Consider the following 15601-nt stretch of genomic DNA (forward strand, 5'->3'; position numbering starts at 1 on the left):
CAACAGGGGCGGCCGGTTGCGCCGGTTCGTGCAGAGCGTGCGCGAGGTCACCGGCGTCGACGGGCGCGTGTTGTCCTCCGAGGTCTTCGCCCAGGGCCCGGACGGCGTGGCCGTGCCGCACGCGCCGATCTCATGCGCCGACGAGCTCGCGCGGTTCGGCTACGACACGGCTTACGGAGCATGGTCATGAACGCCGTGAACCAGATGCTTCTGGCCATCCTCGCCGGAGTGGGCATGGGCGGTGGCCTGTTCCTCCTCTTCACCGCCATCCGCGGGGTCGAGCGGCGGCCGGGTATGCCGAGCCGTTCTCAGCAGCGCAAGCAGATGCTGGCGAAGCTGACCAGCCGGGTCGGCCTGGCCGTGATCGTGGGAGCCGTCGTCCTTGCCATCACACGCTGGCCGGTCATCGCGATCGGTTCCGGGTTCCTCGTCGTGGCATGGCATGGCCTGGCCGGCGGCGCGGCGGAGGAGCGCAAGGCCATGCAGAACCTGGAGGCCCTCGCGGCCTGGACGGAGTCGCTGCGCGACACGATCGCCGGCGCCGCCGGTCTGGAGCAGGCCATCCCCGCCTCGATCCGGGCCGCCGCGCCCTCCCTGCGGCCCCACCTGCAAGCGCTCGTCGATCGGCTCTACACGCGGATGTCGCTCCCGGACGCGCTGCAGCGCTTCGCGGACGACCTCGACGACCCCTCCGCCGACCTGGTCATCGCGGCGCTGATCCTCAACGCCAAACTCCGCGGGCCCGGCCTGCGTGAGGTGCTGACCGCGCTCGCGGGGTCGGCCCGTGAGGAGCTCGACATGCGGCGCAAAGTCGGGGCGGAGCGCCGGTCCACGCGTCGCGGCGTCCAGATCGTCGTGGGTGCCTCGCTGGCCTTCGCGGCGGCACTGGTCATCTTCAACCGCTCGTACGTCGACGAATATCAGGGTCTGCTCGGTCAGCTCGTCCTGCTCGTGGTGGCGTTGTTGTTCGGTGCCGGATTCGCCTGGATGCGACGCCTGGCGAAGTTCACCAAGCCAGAGCGTCTGCTGGGCGAGATGGTCATACCGCAGCTGCCCGACGGGTTCGGCGCTCCGTTACGCGAGACGGCGCAGGAGGTGGGGATCTGATGTCGAACGTGACAGCGGCGCTGCTGGGCGGGGCTCTCATCGGCCTCGGCCTCTTCGCGCTGGGGCGATTCCTCTTCCCGTCGAAGCCCGGCGTCGCCGCGCGGTTGTCGGCCCTGGACGCCCGGCGGCACGACTCCCAGGCCAGGGTCAGCGTCGTGACGACGGACGAAGTGGTCAGCCCGCTGAGGCAGCGAGTCGGCGACGCCGTCGCCGCCTTCTACACGGCCCGGGGCTGGGAACAGCGCTCCGTTAAGGCGGACCTGGCCCTCCTGGGCAAGTCGTTCGAAGGATTCCTGGCCACCAAGGCCCTGCTCGGCGCCTCCGGCCTGCTCGCGGCGCCGATCATCGCGGGGTGGGTGTCCCTGATCGGCGTGAGCGTCAACCTGACCGTGCCGCTGTGGTCGGCCCTGGTGATCGCCGGGATCTTCTTCATGCTCCCCGACCTGCAGATCAAGCGGGACGCCGCGGTCAAGCGACGCGACTTCCGGCACGTGGTCGGCGCGTTCCTCGACCTGGTGGCGATGAATCTCGCCGGAGGCCGAGGCGTCCCCGAGGCGCTGATGATGGCGTCCTCGCTGGGCCACAGCTGGGCCATGGTCCGCATCAGAGATGCCCTGTCCACCGCCAGAATCGTCGGCATCACCCCGTGGCAGGCCCTCGGCCAACTCGGCGAGGAGGTCAACCTCGACGAACTCCGGGACCTGTCGGCGGCTCTCGGCCTGGTGGCCGAGGACGGTGCCAAGGTCAGACAGTCACTCGCCGCGAGAGCCGAGACCATGCGCCGGCGCGAACTGGCCGAGATCGAGGGAGAGGCCGGCGAGCGCTCCCAGTCGATGCTGGTGGCGCAACTCCTGCTGTGCGCCGGCTTCCTCGTTTTCCTGAGCTTCCCCGCCGCCATGAAAATGCTGGGTTTGTAGAAGTGGAGCAATGATGAACAAGTTCCTCCCCCCTGGTTTCGACTACTTCATCGCGATGCTGAACGTGCGTGTCCACCGTGCACGGACGGCGCCCAGCAAGGGTGCCTCGGCCGTCGAGTGGGTCATCATCACGGCGATCATCGCCGCGGTGGCACTTGGCCTCGCCACGCTCATTCAGAACCTCGTGACGGAGAAGCAGGCCGACATCTCTGACAGCTTCGGTGGTTGAGCGGGCTGATCACGAATCGCCGGTGGATGTGATGGAGAGCTTCTCGCCGAAAGGGACGAACCCGGAACGGGGTGCGTCCACGGTGGAGCTCGCTCTGCTCATGCCGGTCGTATTGATGATCATGTTGCTCGTCGTTCAGCTGGCGCTCGTCTTCCACGCACGCCAGATCGCGGACGGCGCGGCGCGCGTGGGAGCGCGCGTCGCGCGCGCGGCAGGCACCGGGCCGGGCGCGGGCAACTGGCAGGCGGCGGCGGAGACTCAGGCGCAGTCGCGTGTGGCGCTCGTCGGCGCGAAGGTCTTGGAGAACGCCTCCGTCCAGGCGTGGCAGCAGGGGGATCAGAGAGGCGTAACCGTGACCGGTGACGTCGTCTCCGCCGTCCCGCTGCTGCCGGGCATGACCTTCACCATCACCTCGCGGTTCGGCGGCCCGATCGAGTGCTTCCGGCCCGACGACGGAGACGGAGACTGCCAGTGACGCGCGGGCGGGGCGAGCGGGGCTCGATGGCGGTGGAGGCGGTGCTGCTGGCGCCAGTCATGTTGATCTTCCTGCTGTTCATCGTGGGCGCCGCCCGGATCGTGGAGGCCAAGGGCGAGATCGACGGCGCGGCACGCGACGCCGCACGGGCGGCCTCCGTCCAGCGCGACCAGGGTTCGGCGGCGGCGGCCGCCGCCGAGGCCGCGCAGGGGCTCGACTGCGCCGGTGGACCGAACGTGAGCTTGACGGGCACCGACTGGGTGCAGGGCGGACGCGTCCGCGTGACCGTCGGCTGCGTGGTCGACCTCAGCGCGGTCAGCGGGTTCGGTTTCGCGCCGTCGTTCAGCATGAGCAGCACGTCGGTCGTGCCGCTCGAGCAGTTCCGGAGGATCCAGTAGTGAGATTGAGAGCGAACGACGAGCGCGGCTCGCTTTCGGTGTTCATGGTCGGGTTCGCCTTCATGGGGCTGGGGCTCGCCGGGATGCTGGTCGACCTGTCGTCGATGATGAACGCCTATCTGCGCGCCGCCGACGTCGCGGAGCAGGCGGCCCGTGCGGGCGCCGACACGATCGACGCCGACTATCTCCGCGACACGGGCCAGGTCAGGATCAGCGACGAGGCCACCGCGTGTGGCAGGGCCGACGCGATCGTGGCCGAACACGGGGATGCGGGGCTGGTGCGTCTCGCCTGCGGCCTGCCCGACGACCAGCACGTCACGGTCACCGTGCGGACGACCTGGGACACGTATTTCCTGGCCGCCTTCGGCGTCTCCGGGGGAACCCGTGAGGCGACGGCCACGGCCGGGCCACTGACCGGAATTGGGGGATGACCGGCATGTCGCCACGACAGGCCGTCCACATCAAGGCGCGGCGATCCGCCGCGGACGTCGTCTTCGGGCTGCTGGCCGTTCTCGCGCTCGCTGGGCTCATCGGCGGCGTGCCGTACGCGCTGGTGCGCTATTTCGGCTCGCCGCTCCCGGAAGGCGGATTCTCGCTGAGCATGCTCACGCAGGACGTCGGGCTCAGCTCGGTCCTCGACATGCTCGCCGTCGTGGTGTGGCTCGCGTGGCTCCAGCTGGTGGCCTGCGTCGTGGTCGAGCTGATCGCGGGAATCAGAAGGGCCGGGGTTCCGGCGCGCGTGCCGTTCGCGTCGGGTCCCCAGGCGCTCGCCCACCGGCTCGTCACCGCCGCGCTCCTGCTGTTCGCCGCGACCGCGGTCATCGCGCCCGCGGTTCAGGCGCTGACAGCGGCGACGCCGCACCAGCACACGGCCACGGCCGTGGTCGCCCAGCAGGCCCCGGAGGCCGAGCAGGTGGAGCAGGCGCGAGAGGCGCTCGCCCCGGTTCAGAAGACCAAGAAGGTGTACGTCGTCCAGCCGCCGCACGGGCGTCACCACGAGAGCCTGTGGGAGATCGCGGAGAAGTGCCTGGGGGAGGGCCGCCGCTACAAGGAGATCTACCAGCTCAACCAGCACAGGGAGCAGCCCGACGGCTCAAAGTTGCGGATGGCCGACCTCATCAGGGTCGGCTGGGTGCTCGACATGCCCGACGACGCGATCAACGTCCACGTCGTCTCGCAGGACCAGGACCGTCCCGAGACGCTCCACCGGCATCCGGACAAGCCGGTGGAACTCGACGGCGACACCCACTACGCGCAGACGGACGCGGATGACTCGCCCGAGGTCACCAAGCCGGCCGCGAAGGCAGGTGATGTCGGCGGCGCGGGCGGTTCCGAGGCCGCGCCCACCCACACGCCCACCGTGCAGCAGTCGCCTGACGCGGGTGAGGCGGAGACGACGGCGGTCGTCAAGGCTCATCAGCAGGACGCGGACTCCACGGCGTCCTCCGACGTCGTGTCCGGCGTCGTGGAGTCCTGGCCCGACTTCCTCGCCGCCGCGTCCCTCGCCGCGGCGGGACTGCTCGCCGTACTCGGCGGCCGCAGGCGCAGGCAGCTGTGGGACCGCGCCTTCGGCAGCAGGCTGCCCAACCCCGAGGGGGAGGCCGCGGTCGCGGAGATGGCGCTGCTGCTGGGAGCCGACCCGCACGGATCCCGGCTGCTCGACGTCGGCTTGCGGCACCTGAGCAAGGAGCTCGCGAAGCAGGGCCGTACGCCTCCGACGGTGTTCGCGGCCTTCCTCGCCTCCACACATCTCGACCTGTGGATCCATCCTCCGGAGAAGGAGGCGCCCGCGCCGTGGGCCGCCCTCGACGGCGGCCGGATCTGGCGGCTGACCGCGAACGACGGTCACCGGCTGCCCGACCTTCCCGACATCTTCGCCCCCTACCCCGGGCTGGTCTCCCTCGGGACCAGCGACGCAGGCCGGGTGCTGGTCGACCTCGAGGCCGCGCAGGGCCTGATCAACCTGCGCGGCAGGTCGCACGTGGTGTCCGCCGCGCTCGCCGCGATGGCCGTGGAACTCGCCACCAACCGCTGGTCCGACCACATGCGGCTCGTCCTCGTGGGCTTCGGCGAGGAGCTCTCGCTGATCGCCCCCGACAGGATCTCGGTTCACCCGACCCTCGCCGAGGCGTTGCCGGAACTGGAGGCGCGCGCCGCCGACGTGAGCCGCGCTCTGCAGGCCTCCGGAGTGGGCTCGGTCCTGACCGGCCGTTCTCGAGGCGTGTACGGCGAGGCCTGGATGCCCGTCTATCTGCTGACGGCCGTGCCGCCGACCGAGGCGGAGGCCGCGCGGCTGGCCGAGCTCGCCCAGACGGGGACCCGCCTGTCCTCGGGTTACCTCGTCGCCGGTGAGGAGATCCGCGGAGCCTCGTGGACGTGGGAGTTGTCGCCGGACGGCCGCGCCCGGGTCGGCGCCCTCGGGCTGGACGTCCACGGGCAGTTGCTGCCGCAGCAGCAGTACGCGCAGGTCATCGAGTTGTTCCGGGCGGCCGGCCAGCCGGGGGTCGCGATGGAGGACCCGGAGCCTTCTGGTCCCGCGGCCTCCCAGCTGCACCCCGGATTCCGGCCCTCCGTCGACGTCCGGGTGCTCGGATCCGTCGAGATCGTCGGCCCTCGGCCGCTCGAGGAGGAACGGCTGCCGCTCTGCATGGAGCTGGTCGCCTACATCGCCACCCACCCGGGTGGGGTGCATCCGCAGGTCCTCGCCGGCGCGCTGTGGCCGCGCGGGGTCGAGGCGCCGGTGCGCGACGCCACCATCGCCCGCACCAGGGAATGGCTCGGCATCGACAGCGAGGGCCGGTCCAACCTGTTCGCCGACGACCAGGGCCGCCTCCATCTGGGGCCCGAGGTGCGGGTCGACTGGCTGGTCTTCCGCGAGCTCGTACGGCTGTCGCGGTCCGACCCGGCCACCGAGGCCGCCCGCCTGGGCCAGGCGCTCGACCTGGTCCGCGGGCCGTTCCTGCACGGGCATCCCGCGGGCCGCTACCTGTGGCTGGCGGGCGACGAGCTCGTGTACGAGGTGTCCGCGCGCGTCTCCGACGCGGCACGGCGCCTGTCCCAGCTCCTCCTGGCGGCCGGTGACCCCGCGCGCGCCATGACCGCCGCCCAGGCCGGGCTGCGGATGTCGGACGAGGACGAACCGCTCTGGCGAGAGCTGCTGCGGGCCGCCCACGCCACCGGGGACGTCGACACGCTGCGGCACTGGGTCGAATCCCTGCGCCGCTGGGCGGCCACGTCCCGCTACCAGGGTCGCCTGGTCCCCGAGACCGAGGCGCTCATCCAGGAACTTCTACCCGCCCCGGCGCGAGCCGCCGGATAGGAGGAACCATATGGTCGCTGACATCGTCGTCTCGAAGGGTCGCCTAGGGGTGGCGTCCGTTGCCGTTGCCGCGCTCGCCGCGTTGGTCGCGGGTTGCGGTTCGGAGCCGGCGCAGGGCTTCCGGCCGACGCCCGAGGCCGCCCCGGCCTCCACGGCGGCCGCTTCGCCGAGCACGGCCGCCTCGCCCAGCGCGGCTCCCGCGGCCGGGCCCGCCTTCCCCTCGGACTTCAAGGTCGTCTACCAAGCCGAGACTCCGCAGCCGAAGGCGGCCAAGGCCGTCAAGGACTTCGGCGACTTCTGGAACGCCTGGTGGTATTCCATCTCTACCGAGGGCAAGGACAAGCGCTACCTGGACTACGTCGCGTCCGGTTCCGCCGTGTACGGCACCGATCTCTTCGACCGGGTCGTGTCGGGGTGGAAGGCGGAGAACGTGCGGCCGACCGGGGTGGTCCGCGTTCACGACCTGCACACGCTTTCTGTGAGCGCCAAGTCGGTCACCCTCGTCGGCTGCGGCGACGAGTCGAAGGCGGGCACGAAGAACCTCACCACCGGCAAGGTGAGCTGGACGTTCGGCAAGCAGAAGACCTCTCGATACAAGATCCGGGTCATCATGGTCCCCGGTTCCGAGGGCCTGTGGCGCGTGCGCGCCTACCAGCCCGTGTCCGTGACGAGTTCCTCCGGCGGGGAGTGCCGATGAAGGCGCCAAGGAAGTTACGAAGGGTCTTGACGATCGCGGCGGTGCTTCTCGCCGCTCTGATGACCGCGATCCCCACGTACGCCGACCCCATCGGCGGGGCTGGCGACGGTGACACCAGCGGCGGGGGCGGCGACGGCAACGGCAACTTCGAGGCCTGGGTCAGGTCCCAAGTCCGGTTCTCCGGGTCGGGCTACGACGGCACTCCCAACACGGCGCCCTCCACCAACGCCGAGCCGGTTCACTGCTGGTACGAGCCCAGGTATGACTACGCCGGTATGCAGGAGTGGACCCGCCGGATCCGTTTCGTGTGGCACCACCAGGGTCCTGAGGACCAGCGGGACGCGCTGGAGTGGTACAACGACACCCTCGAGGACATCAAGCCCTACGAGAACGAGCCGGGGAAGGTCTTCTGGTTCCTGACCGCTGACGACACAGACGCCGGATGGGACTGCTTCAACGCGAAGGAATTGTGGATCCACGTGGGTGCACAACCCCCCATCGATCCGCGCGACGACCTCATCGACCAGGCGGACTTGGCGCGAATGGCCCGGGCCAATCTCACCCTTCCCACGCCGACTTTCGAACTGAACCCTCCGGCGGCGGACGGTGTCTACCGGAGTTACGTGGGTTTGGAGACCATGGTCAGCGTGCCAGGTCCCGGAGCTCCCCCGGTGGGAGAACTCGGGGTGACCGCGGCAATCGCGGGAGTCCCGTACCTCACGGCGACCATCACCGCCGTGCCGGAAGGGGTGACGATCACGACCGACGGCGCCGTCGACACGATCCGCAATCAGACGACGTGCCCGAACTACAGTGCCGGCATGAAGCCCGATGACGGGTGTTACATACAGTTCGCCCGGGCGTCCACCGGCGGGCCGTACACCATCACCGTGACGCAGCACTGGCGGGTCACCTCGAACGTTCCGGCGGCGGGCATCAACGACGAGGTGGTCATGGACTCGCAGAAGACGATCGTCGTGGACGAGATCCAGTCGGTGGCGAACGGCTGATCGGCGAGGAGCACGGGCGCTTACCGAGTGGCTGTACCGCTGAACCTGGCGGTATAGCCACTTGGCATGAATCCTTCACAGAGTTGACCGGCGATCTACCGTGAGGTCGCCCCCTGTCGACGAAGGAGTCCGAATGAGTAACTTGCTCGGCGGCGACCCCGCGCAGATGCAGAGCATGGCCGCGCAGTTCACCCAGCAGGCCGATCAGGTCCGGGCCACGATGGCCATCCTCGACCGCGAGTCCGCCAAGGTCGGCACCGCCTGGACCGGACCGGGCGCGCAGCGCTTCAACGAGGCGTGGCAGAGCTACCGCGCCGCCTTCCAGCGCATGTCGGAAGAGCTCAACGAGGCCTCCCGGGTCATCACCACCTACCGCGGCAACATCGAGTCGGCCACGCGGTAGCGCGTCGAGTCAGGCGGGCAGCGCGGCCTGGATCGGGGTCGCGGTGCCCGAGATCACCAGCAGACCGCGTCCCGGCGGGCCGCCGACGGCCCCCCGCGGAAGCCGCACAGTGAACAGGTCGCCGTCGGCGGGGCTCTGCACCGACAGCAGCAGCCCCGTCCTCGACTTGCGGGCCTCGGCCGCGAACCCCCGGTAGGCCGTCGCGAGGTCACCCGTGGCACCCGCGATGAGCAGCCCGTGCTCCCCATCTCTCGCCATCCGGAGGATCTCCTCCACGGCCAGGCCGAGCATCGACTCCGGGGAGATCAGCTCCGCGTCGTCGACGAGCAGCACATAGCGCCGGTGCGCCGCCACCAGGGCCAGCGGATCGTTCGCGCCCGGCAGCCCGCCGAAGTCGTCCGGCTCGTTGCCGCCAACACTCCGCGAGTTGCCGTCGAGCACGGCGAGCACGCCCGGCGAACCGGCCAGATCACGCAGCGGGCTGCGCCGCGGAGTGACGGCGATGACCGGGACACCGCGTTGCAGCAGCGAGCGCGCGGCGGTCAGCAGACACGACGACCTGCCCGAGCGCGCGGGGCCCGCGACGACGGCGGCCGGACCCTGCGCCAGCAGGTCGACGCCCAGAGGGTGGAGGGTGTCGCCGCCCGCGCCGAGGAGCGCCCACAGCGGCGACGGCGGCTCGAACGCGGGGTCCAGCTCCAGGACCTGGTCGGCCGTGATCCGCACCGGCAACGCGTCCACCCGCAGCGGCGGTTCCGACCGCCAGGCCCACGATCCGCGCCGGTGCAGGGAGCCGCCGAACCGGGCCCGTGCCGTACGGCCGAGCTCCTGCAGCGCGGCGACCTGCGCGGGGCCGGCCGGATCGTCCGACAACAGCGCGATCTGACTTTCGACCAGGCCGTGCTCGCCCGTCGACAACGCCCGGCCCGGCGCCATCGAGCGCGGCAGGTTGCGCACGGGCAGCCCGGCGAGGCCGTAGTCGGCCGGGTCGGCGAGCCTGAGCACGAGACGGTCCTCGAACAACGTCGAGATCTGCCCGAGTAGCCCCGACCTGTCGGAGGTGACGACCGCGCGCAGGCCGACCGCGGGTCCTTCCCGGAGCAGTTGCAGCAGCGCGTCCACCAGCCGCCCGTAGTCGTAGTTCTCGAACGCGGCGACGTACCCCTCCCAACGGTCCACCATCAGCACGAGCCACGGCAGCCGCCCGGCCGCGTCGCCGAAGTCGTGCAGCGCGTCGCCTGCTCCGGCGTGCGAACGCGCGGCGGCGCGGGCCTCGGCGAGAGAGGCGTATCCGGCCTCGGCGAGCAGTTGCTGACGCCGGCCGACCTCCGTGCGCAGGCGCGCGAGCAGCCGTTCGACCCGGTCGAGCTGGTCGCGGGTGACGACCGCGCCGCAGTGCGGCAGTCCGACCAGTGGCAACAGCGCTCCCGAGCCGCAGTCGACGGCGTGGATGTGCACATCCTCGGGTGAGGCCGAGGACGCGATCGACCCCGCGATCGTGCGCAGCGCCGTCGAACGGCCGCTGCGCGCCGTCCCCGCGATGAGGAGATGGCCGCCCTGCCGCAGGTCGAGCGCGAGAGGCCGCCGCGCCTGCTCCCACGGAAGGTCCGTGATCCCGAACGCCAGCGGCGGCACCTCCTGCGAGGCCACCGGGTAGGGGTGCCGCGGCCGGTCGTCCTTGACCGGTTCCGGCACCTCGTCCAGGACGATGTGGTCGGTCAGGGGCGGCAGCCACGGGCTGGGCTGGGCGGGGACGGCGCGGCCCGCCTCGCCGAGGGCGTCCACGAGCTGGGCGAGATCGGTTCCCGCGGCGGAGGTCCTGGCCACGACGGCCAGAGGACGCCCGAGCAGGTGCCATGGCAGGTCGACCACGCGCACCTCGTCGGCGTCGCGTCCCTCGGCGCCTCCGGGAGCACGCCCGCCGATCCTCGCGGTCTGCACGGCCACGGCCGCGCTCGATCCCGACCGGACGTAGCAGCGTCCGGGTGTCGTCCGGGAGATGTGCGCCGCCTCCGGGCCGTCGATGACGTCGGCCGACTCCCTGGGGTCGGTGACGCGGAGCGCGATGCGCAGCGAGGTGTTGGCCTGGATGTCCGCGGTCACCACGCCCCCGGGCCGCTGGGTGGCGAGGATGAGGTGGATGCCGAGCGAACGGCCGCGGCGGGCGATGTCCACGAGTCCCTCGACGAAGTCGGGCAACTCGGACACCAATGCGGCGAACTCGTCGATGACCAGGATCAGCCGCGGCAGCGGCGGCGGCCCGGCCGCGGCCTCGTCGCCGGACTCGTCAGCGCCGGGATCGCCGAAGATGCCGCTGCTGCCGGTCCTGCGTTCCGTCCTGCGCACGCCTCCCGCCCCGAGCACCCAGGTCGAGCCCCTGGACCGGAGCCGGTGGAACTCCTCGATGTCCTTCGCGCCCGCGTCGAGCAGGAGCCGTTCTCTCCTGCGGATCTCCGCGGCGAGCGACGACAGGGCGCGCTGGGTCAGGTGGCCGTCGAGGTCGCTGACCATGCCGACCGTGTGCGGGAGCCGTACGCACTCCTTGAAGGCGGCGCCGCCCTTGTAGTCGACGAGCACGAACGTCATCTCGTCGGGGCGGTTGACGACGGCCAGCGAGCAGATCAGTGTCTGCAGGAACTCCGACTTGCCCGCCCCGGTGGTTCCCGCGACCAGGGCGTGCGGTCCGTCACGGCTGAGGTCGATCTCGAACGGCCCGTCCGGCCCGAGTCCGATGAGCGCCCGGGTCGATCGGCCCCACTGCTTGGGGACGTCGAGCGGCCCGAGCAGGTCGAGCAGGCGGACGGATTCCGGCAACGTGGAGGAGGGGTCGTCCCTGCTCACGTCGCGCAACGGAGCGAGGGCCCGGCCCACGCGCTCGGCCCACGACACCGAGACCTGGTCGGCCCGGATGTCCCCGATGGGATCGAGGCCGCCGCCGCGGAGCCGTACGGTCCCGTCGGCGTCGCAGGCGACGACCGTCGCGCACTCCTCGGGGAGCAGCCGCTCGTCGTCGTCGATCGCGATGGTGTAGACCCCGGCCCGGGGTCCCTGCCGGAGCACCTGCGGCATCGAGGGCAGCCCGCGCAGCGTCTTCGCGCCGTCGAGGACGACGAGCACGTCGAAGGGGCGTTCGTCGTACGCGGTGAAGGCGGGGTCGGGCGTGCCCGAGGCCGAGCTCGAGCGCCCGAGTTCCGCCCATCCGGAGGGGCCGCCCGTCAGCCGCGGAGGGTGCATGGCCGCTTCGAACGGCCCCGCCTTGCCGTCGCCGTCCAGGCGCTCGCCGATCAGGGCGGCGAGCTCGGCCACGCGGTGCGCGGCCGACTCGGGGTCCGCGCCGACCAGCGCGACGGAGTCGGTCGTGAGAGACCCGCCGCGGGACGGGCCCTCGGCCGCGCAGTGCGGCAGCCAGCGGACCCAGTCCCACTCGGCGGCGCTGTCGTCGTTCGCGGACAACACGACGACGGCGAGGTCACGCGGGCTGTGCAGGGCGGCCGCCTGACCGACGAGCCAGCGGGCGCAGCCGAGGGCGACCTCCCTCGGGCCGGTGACGCCCGCGACGCCGAGCCGCCGCATGACCAGCGCGACCGGAACGTCGTGACAGGTGGGCTGCTCGTGCGGCGGCGCGTCGGAGCGGGTCCCGCCTTCCGGCTCGAACTCGAGATCGGCGGGCAGGTCCGCCAGGCCGACGCGCAGGCGGAGGGCGTCCTGGTCGTGGATCCGCCGTTCCCACAGCCGCCGTCGCGGGCCGGTCGCGGTGAGCAGGACCTCCGCGGGGTCGGGCGCGCCGTTCCTGCGGGCCTTCTCCTCGTCTTCGACCGCCTTCGCCGTCTCCGCCTCGACGGCGGTCAGCCGCTCCTTGTACGCCTTGACGGCCTGGCGGTGCTTCTTCCTGCCGTGTCTGCGGTCTCCCGCCCACTGCCCGATCATGATCATCGGGGTCATGAGGGCGATGAGCAGGAAGTACCACTGGCCGGTGACCAGCATCATGACCAGTCCGAACACCGCCGGGAGGAACGCGGCGAGCACCTGGAGCCTGATGCCCTCCGCGCGCACGGGCTCGGCCGGCACCACGATCCGCCGGGACGCCTCGGGCCGGTTGAGTCGGGGCGGGCGGTTGTAGGCCAGCCCTCCGTCGGGAAGCGCGTCCAGATGGGCGTCCGGGGGGTCGACGGGGCCGATGGACAGGACCGAGCCCCCACAGGCGAGCATCGTCCCCTCGCGCCAGAGGGACGGCCCGGTGAGAGGCTCGCCCCCGAGGCGAGCGCCCTCCTGGGCCTGGCGGGCCGGTTCGACGGCGATCGAGCCGGGAGTGATGCGGAGCACGAGCGCCTGCGGCGGCATCCTCGGGTCGGCCACGGTGATCGCGCACGCGGGGTCGGCGCCGATGGTGTGGCTGCCCAGGCCCAGGCGGTGGACGGCTCCGGCTCCCGGACCGCCGACCACGCGGACCTCGGCCACGCCGTCCGGCTCCTCCGTCAGTGTGGACGGCGCCGCGTGGCCGTCCACGGCGACGAGGTCGCCGTCGCGCAGCAGGCCGAAGACCAGGTTGTCGGGGTCGAGCGGACGCCCGTCCAGCCACAGCTTCGTCTCCGGGACCGGCGCCCGCCTGTCCCGGTCGAGGTCGTACGGCGCGCGCGTGCGCGGGAGCCGTACGACGTTGGACAGGCGGCTCGAGGAGCCGTCGAGCGCGGCCGCGAGCCTGGAGACCGTGGTCGTCTCGTCGCCCTCGACCATCACCTCGCGCCGGCCGTGCTCGGTGACCACGGTGATCGATATCCGCATGCGCAGACTCCCGGACGGTGGTTCGGGGGGTTTCCCGTTGAGAGAGTGCCATCCGGAGACACCGGAGTGAAGATCTCCTCACGGACAAGGAGGATTTCCCGGCGGCTTCCGGTGAGAAACGGTATCCGTAGGTCTCGGAGTTCCGCGGAGGTTGACCGGAATCGGTAAAGATCGATTCGGCGCGGAGCGATCACCTTTCCGTCGATTCTCCGGCGGAAGGCGGGGTGACCGGACAAGATTGACGCCGGGACGCGGATCCCCCGGCGGACCGGCCGGGAGGTGAACACGCCTCGTTCCGGGGTGAGTCGGCCGCTTCGTCCCGGCGGTCGACGTACGTCGTTCCGCCGATGGACATGAACTCTTCTCACTCCTGTCACATGATCGTCGAAAACCGGCCCGCCGCAGGTCACCGTGGTGAAGGGGAGAATCGGTCGCCCCTGCCGTACGGCGATCCCGGTCGGACTCCGACGTGATCGCGATGATGTATGTGACGGATGTGACATATGTGAATAATGTGAATGTCCTCTATCACGGAATTGCTCTTTCATAAAGCGTCTTGCGCGCATAGTTATCAATGATCGAGCGTTGACAGGGGCATTACTAACCGATAAGCATGGGTCGCCCCTAAGCAGCGACAGGGCGGTCGGAAACCGTCCATAATGTGGTGAATTCGGAGCGACAAGCCGGACCGTAAACGAATTCGAGCGGCCCGAAACACGGGATCGATCATCTTTGGGAGCCCCCCACCCATGAGGATCAGCGAGAAGCCTGCCCAGGACGGTCGCGCCATGGCGGCCAACGGGTTGTCCGGGCCTTCGGCCCGCAAGCTCCCCGTGCCGCCGCGCGAGCGCAAACCCGCGCTCGCCGCGCTCGCCGTCTTCCTCATCCTCATCGGGGCTCTCGGGACCACCCTGCTCGTCATGCGCACCGGTGACCGCGTCTCCGCCGTACGGATCGTCGAACAGGTGGGCGCGGGGGAGCTCATACCGGCGAGCGCCATCCAGGAGGTCCAGATCGCCGACACGGGCATCGACTACGTCTCGTGGAAGTTCAGCGACCAGGTCGAGAAGACCTACGCGGCGGTCACCCTGCTGCCCGGCACGCTGCTGACCGATCGGATGGTCTCCAAGAGCAACAGCGCGCTGGGTCCCGGCAAGGCGATCGTGGGCCTGGCCCTCAAGGACGGCCAGATGCCCCTCGGACTCGCCAAGGGCGACGTCGTCCAGGTGATCTACGTGCCGTCCGGGGCCAAGGAGACCGCCGGTCAGACGGGGACGACGCAACGGATCCTGTCCAACGAGTCCCTGGTGACCCGGGTGGGGGACCCGGAAAGCAGATCGTCGAGCGGCCTGATCTCGGTGGTCGTCGACGCGAGCATCGCCCCGACGGTGGCGCTGTACGCCTCCAACGGGCAGATCGCCCTCATCGCTCTGCCCGGGGCGAAGTGACGTGGCACTGATCGCACTGGCAGCTGACAAGGGATCGCCCGGCGTGACCACCGCGGCGACCGCGCTCGGAGCCGTCTGGCCGAACGCGGTGCTGCTCGCAGAATGCGACCCCTCGGGCGGCGACCTGGCCTACCGTCTTCCCGCGCTGGACGGCGGAGTCCTCAACCCCGGCCGCGGCCTGCTCAGTCTCGGCGCCGTCGCGCGACGAGGCCTGAGCGCCGACCAGATCCACGAGCACACGCAGAAGCTCGTCGGCGGCCTCGACGTGCTCGCCGGGCTCACCAACGGCGAACAGGCCACGGGTCTGACCTGGCTGTGGGGGACGCTCGGCCGCGCGCTCGCCGCGGTGCCGGAGGCCGACGTGCTGGCCGACTGCGGACGGCTGGGCCTGTATCCGCAGACGAACGACCTGCTTGCCGCCGCCGACGCGGTGGTGCTGTTCACCCGGGCGAGCCTCGACCACGTCGCCCATCTCCGTGAGCGGCTCACCCTGCTCGACCGGCGCGTGGGGGTGGTCGTGATCGCCGACCCCCGCTCCTACCGGGCCTCGATCGACGAGGTGCGGCGCATCGTGTCGGGCTGGGACGTCTCCTTCGTCGCGGGCCTCGCCTACGACCCGAAGGGGGCCGACCTGCTCAGCGGCCAGTGGGGCGGCCGGCTCGACCGCAGCCTCCTGATCCGTACGGCCCGCGAACTGGCCGGGCGGCTGGCCGCCCACGTGGCCGCCGAAACGGTCGCGGACCAGGACGCGCCTCGTGCGGGCTCCGTTCCCCGCCTCAGTCCCGAGCCGTCGAACGGAGCGCTGCCATGATCGAT

Annotated in this window: 13 protein-coding genes and 1 pseudogene; 13 read left to right on the plus strand and 1 reads right to left on the minus strand. The window is 71.1% G+C overall.

Translation table 11 applies throughout. From position 1 onward, the window contains the following. The 11 genes and pseudogenes from Pka01_RS40055 to Pka01_RS40105 all read left to right on the plus strand — a co-directional run. A pseudogene (locus tag Pka01_RS40055) lies at positions 1 to 190 on the plus strand (CpaF family protein); the annotation flags it as partial. Beyond that, positions 187 to 1107 (plus strand): type II secretion system F family protein, encoded by a 921-nt coding sequence (locus Pka01_RS40060; RefSeq protein WP_203888250.1) that lies wholly within the window; start codon positions 187 to 189, stop codon positions 1105 to 1107. The pseudogene Pka01_RS40055 and the gene Pka01_RS40060, both read left to right, overlap by 4 nt. Next, a complete protein-coding gene (locus Pka01_RS40065) occupies positions 1107 to 2024 on the plus strand; it encodes a type II secretion system F family protein (protein WP_239116287.1) in 918 nt (305 codons plus the stop codon). The genes Pka01_RS40060 and Pka01_RS40065 overlap by 1 nt, the downstream gene beginning before the upstream one ends. 13 nt (positions 2025 to 2037) lie before the next feature. After that, positions 2038 to 2253, plus strand: coding sequence for a hypothetical protein (locus Pka01_RS40070; RefSeq protein WP_203888251.1), 216 nt, complete (start codon positions 2038 to 2040; stop codon positions 2251 to 2253). An 82-nt stretch (positions 2254 to 2335) separates the two neighbouring features. Next, the gene (locus tag Pka01_RS40075) at positions 2336 to 2728 is read left to right on the plus strand and encodes a TadE family protein (RefSeq protein ID WP_239116288.1); all 393 of its coding nucleotides are present in this window, start codon (positions 2336 to 2338) and stop codon (positions 2726 to 2728) included. Beyond that, the gene (locus tag Pka01_RS40080) at positions 2725 to 3126 is read left to right on the plus strand and encodes a TadE family protein (protein WP_203888252.1); all 402 of its coding nucleotides are present in this window, start codon (positions 2725 to 2727) and stop codon (positions 3124 to 3126) included. Before Pka01_RS40075 ends, Pka01_RS40080 begins: the two co-directional genes overlap by 4 nt. Beyond that, positions 3126 to 3557: a pilus assembly protein TadG-related protein gene (locus tag Pka01_RS40085; protein ID WP_203888253.1), complete on the plus strand. Its 432-nt coding sequence runs from the start codon at positions 3126 to 3128 to the stop codon at positions 3555 to 3557. Before Pka01_RS40080 ends, Pka01_RS40085 begins: the two co-directional genes overlap by 1 nt. Positions 3558 to 3562: 5 nt before the next feature. Beyond that, complete coding sequence (locus tag Pka01_RS40090; RefSeq protein ID WP_203888254.1) at positions 3563 to 6445, plus strand: AfsR/SARP family transcriptional regulator; 2883 nt, start codon at positions 3563 to 3565, stop codon at positions 6443 to 6445. Positions 6446 to 6455: 10 nt separating this feature from the next. Beyond that, positions 6456 to 7142, plus strand: a complete 687-nt coding sequence (locus Pka01_RS40095; protein WP_203888255.1) for a hypothetical protein — start codon at positions 6456 to 6458, stop codon at positions 7140 to 7142. A 26-nt stretch (positions 7143 to 7168) separates the two neighbouring features. Next, complete coding sequence (locus tag Pka01_RS40100; protein ID WP_203888256.1) at positions 7169 to 8152, plus strand: hypothetical protein; 984 nt, start codon at positions 7169 to 7171, stop codon at positions 8150 to 8152. A 133-nt stretch (positions 8153 to 8285) separates the two neighbouring features. Beyond that, positions 8286 to 8555: a WXG100 family type VII secretion target gene (locus Pka01_RS40105; RefSeq protein WP_203888257.1), complete on the plus strand. Its 270-nt coding sequence runs from the start codon at positions 8286 to 8288 to the stop codon at positions 8553 to 8555. Positions 8556 to 8564: 9 nt separating this feature from the next. Here Pka01_RS40105 and Pka01_RS40110 read toward each other — a convergent pair whose 3' ends face one another. After that, positions 8565 to 13337, minus strand: coding sequence for a type VII secretion EssC family protein (locus Pka01_RS40110; RefSeq protein ID WP_203888258.1), 4773 nt, complete (start codon positions 13335 to 13337; stop codon positions 8565 to 8567). Positions 13338 to 14086: 749 nt separating this feature from the next. On the opposite strand from Pka01_RS40110, the gene Pka01_RS40115 reads away from it, so the two are divergent. Continuing rightward, positions 14087 to 14785, plus strand: coding sequence for a hypothetical protein (locus Pka01_RS40115; RefSeq protein ID WP_203888259.1), 699 nt, complete (start codon positions 14087 to 14089; stop codon positions 14783 to 14785). A gap of 1 nt (position 14786) precedes the next feature. Further along, entirely contained in the window at positions 14787 to 15596 is an 810-nt protein-coding gene (locus Pka01_RS40120; protein WP_203888260.1) for a CpaE/TadZ family protein, read from the plus strand. The last annotated feature ends 5 nt before the right edge of the window (positions 15597 to 15601 follow it).

The organism is Planotetraspora kaengkrachanensis (genome assembly GCF_016862895.1).
Lineage (GTDB): Bacteria > Actinomycetota > Actinomycetes > Streptosporangiales > Streptosporangiaceae > Planotetraspora > Planotetraspora kaengkrachanensis.

Coding starts and splice junctions, on each gene's coding strand:
- Pka01_RS40110 (WP_203888258.1), bottom strand. CDS start 13,337: ATGCGGATATCGATCACCGTGGTCACCGAGCACGGCCGGCGCGAGGTG.
- Pka01_RS40060 (WP_203888250.1), top strand. CDS start 187: ATGAACGCCGTGAACCAGATGCTTCTGGCCATCCTCGCCGGAGTGGGC.
- Pka01_RS40105 (WP_203888257.1), top strand. CDS start 8,286: ATGAGTAACTTGCTCGGCGGCGACCCCGCGCAGATGCAGAGCATGGCC.
- Pka01_RS40095 (WP_203888255.1), top strand. CDS start 6,456: ATGGTCGCTGACATCGTCGTCTCGAAGGGTCGCCTAGGGGTGGCGTCC.
- Pka01_RS40115 (WP_203888259.1), top strand. CDS start 14,087: ATGAGGATCAGCGAGAAGCCTGCCCAGGACGGTCGCGCCATGGCGGCC.
- Pka01_RS40070 (WP_203888251.1), top strand. CDS start 2,038: ATGAACAAGTTCCTCCCCCCTGGTTTCGACTACTTCATCGCGATGCTG.
- Pka01_RS40065 (WP_239116287.1), top strand. CDS start 1,107: ATGTCGAACGTGACAGCGGCGCTGCTGGGCGGGGCTCTCATCGGCCTC.
- Pka01_RS40090 (WP_203888254.1), top strand. CDS start 3,563: ATGTCGCCACGACAGGCCGTCCACATCAAGGCGCGGCGATCCGCCGCG.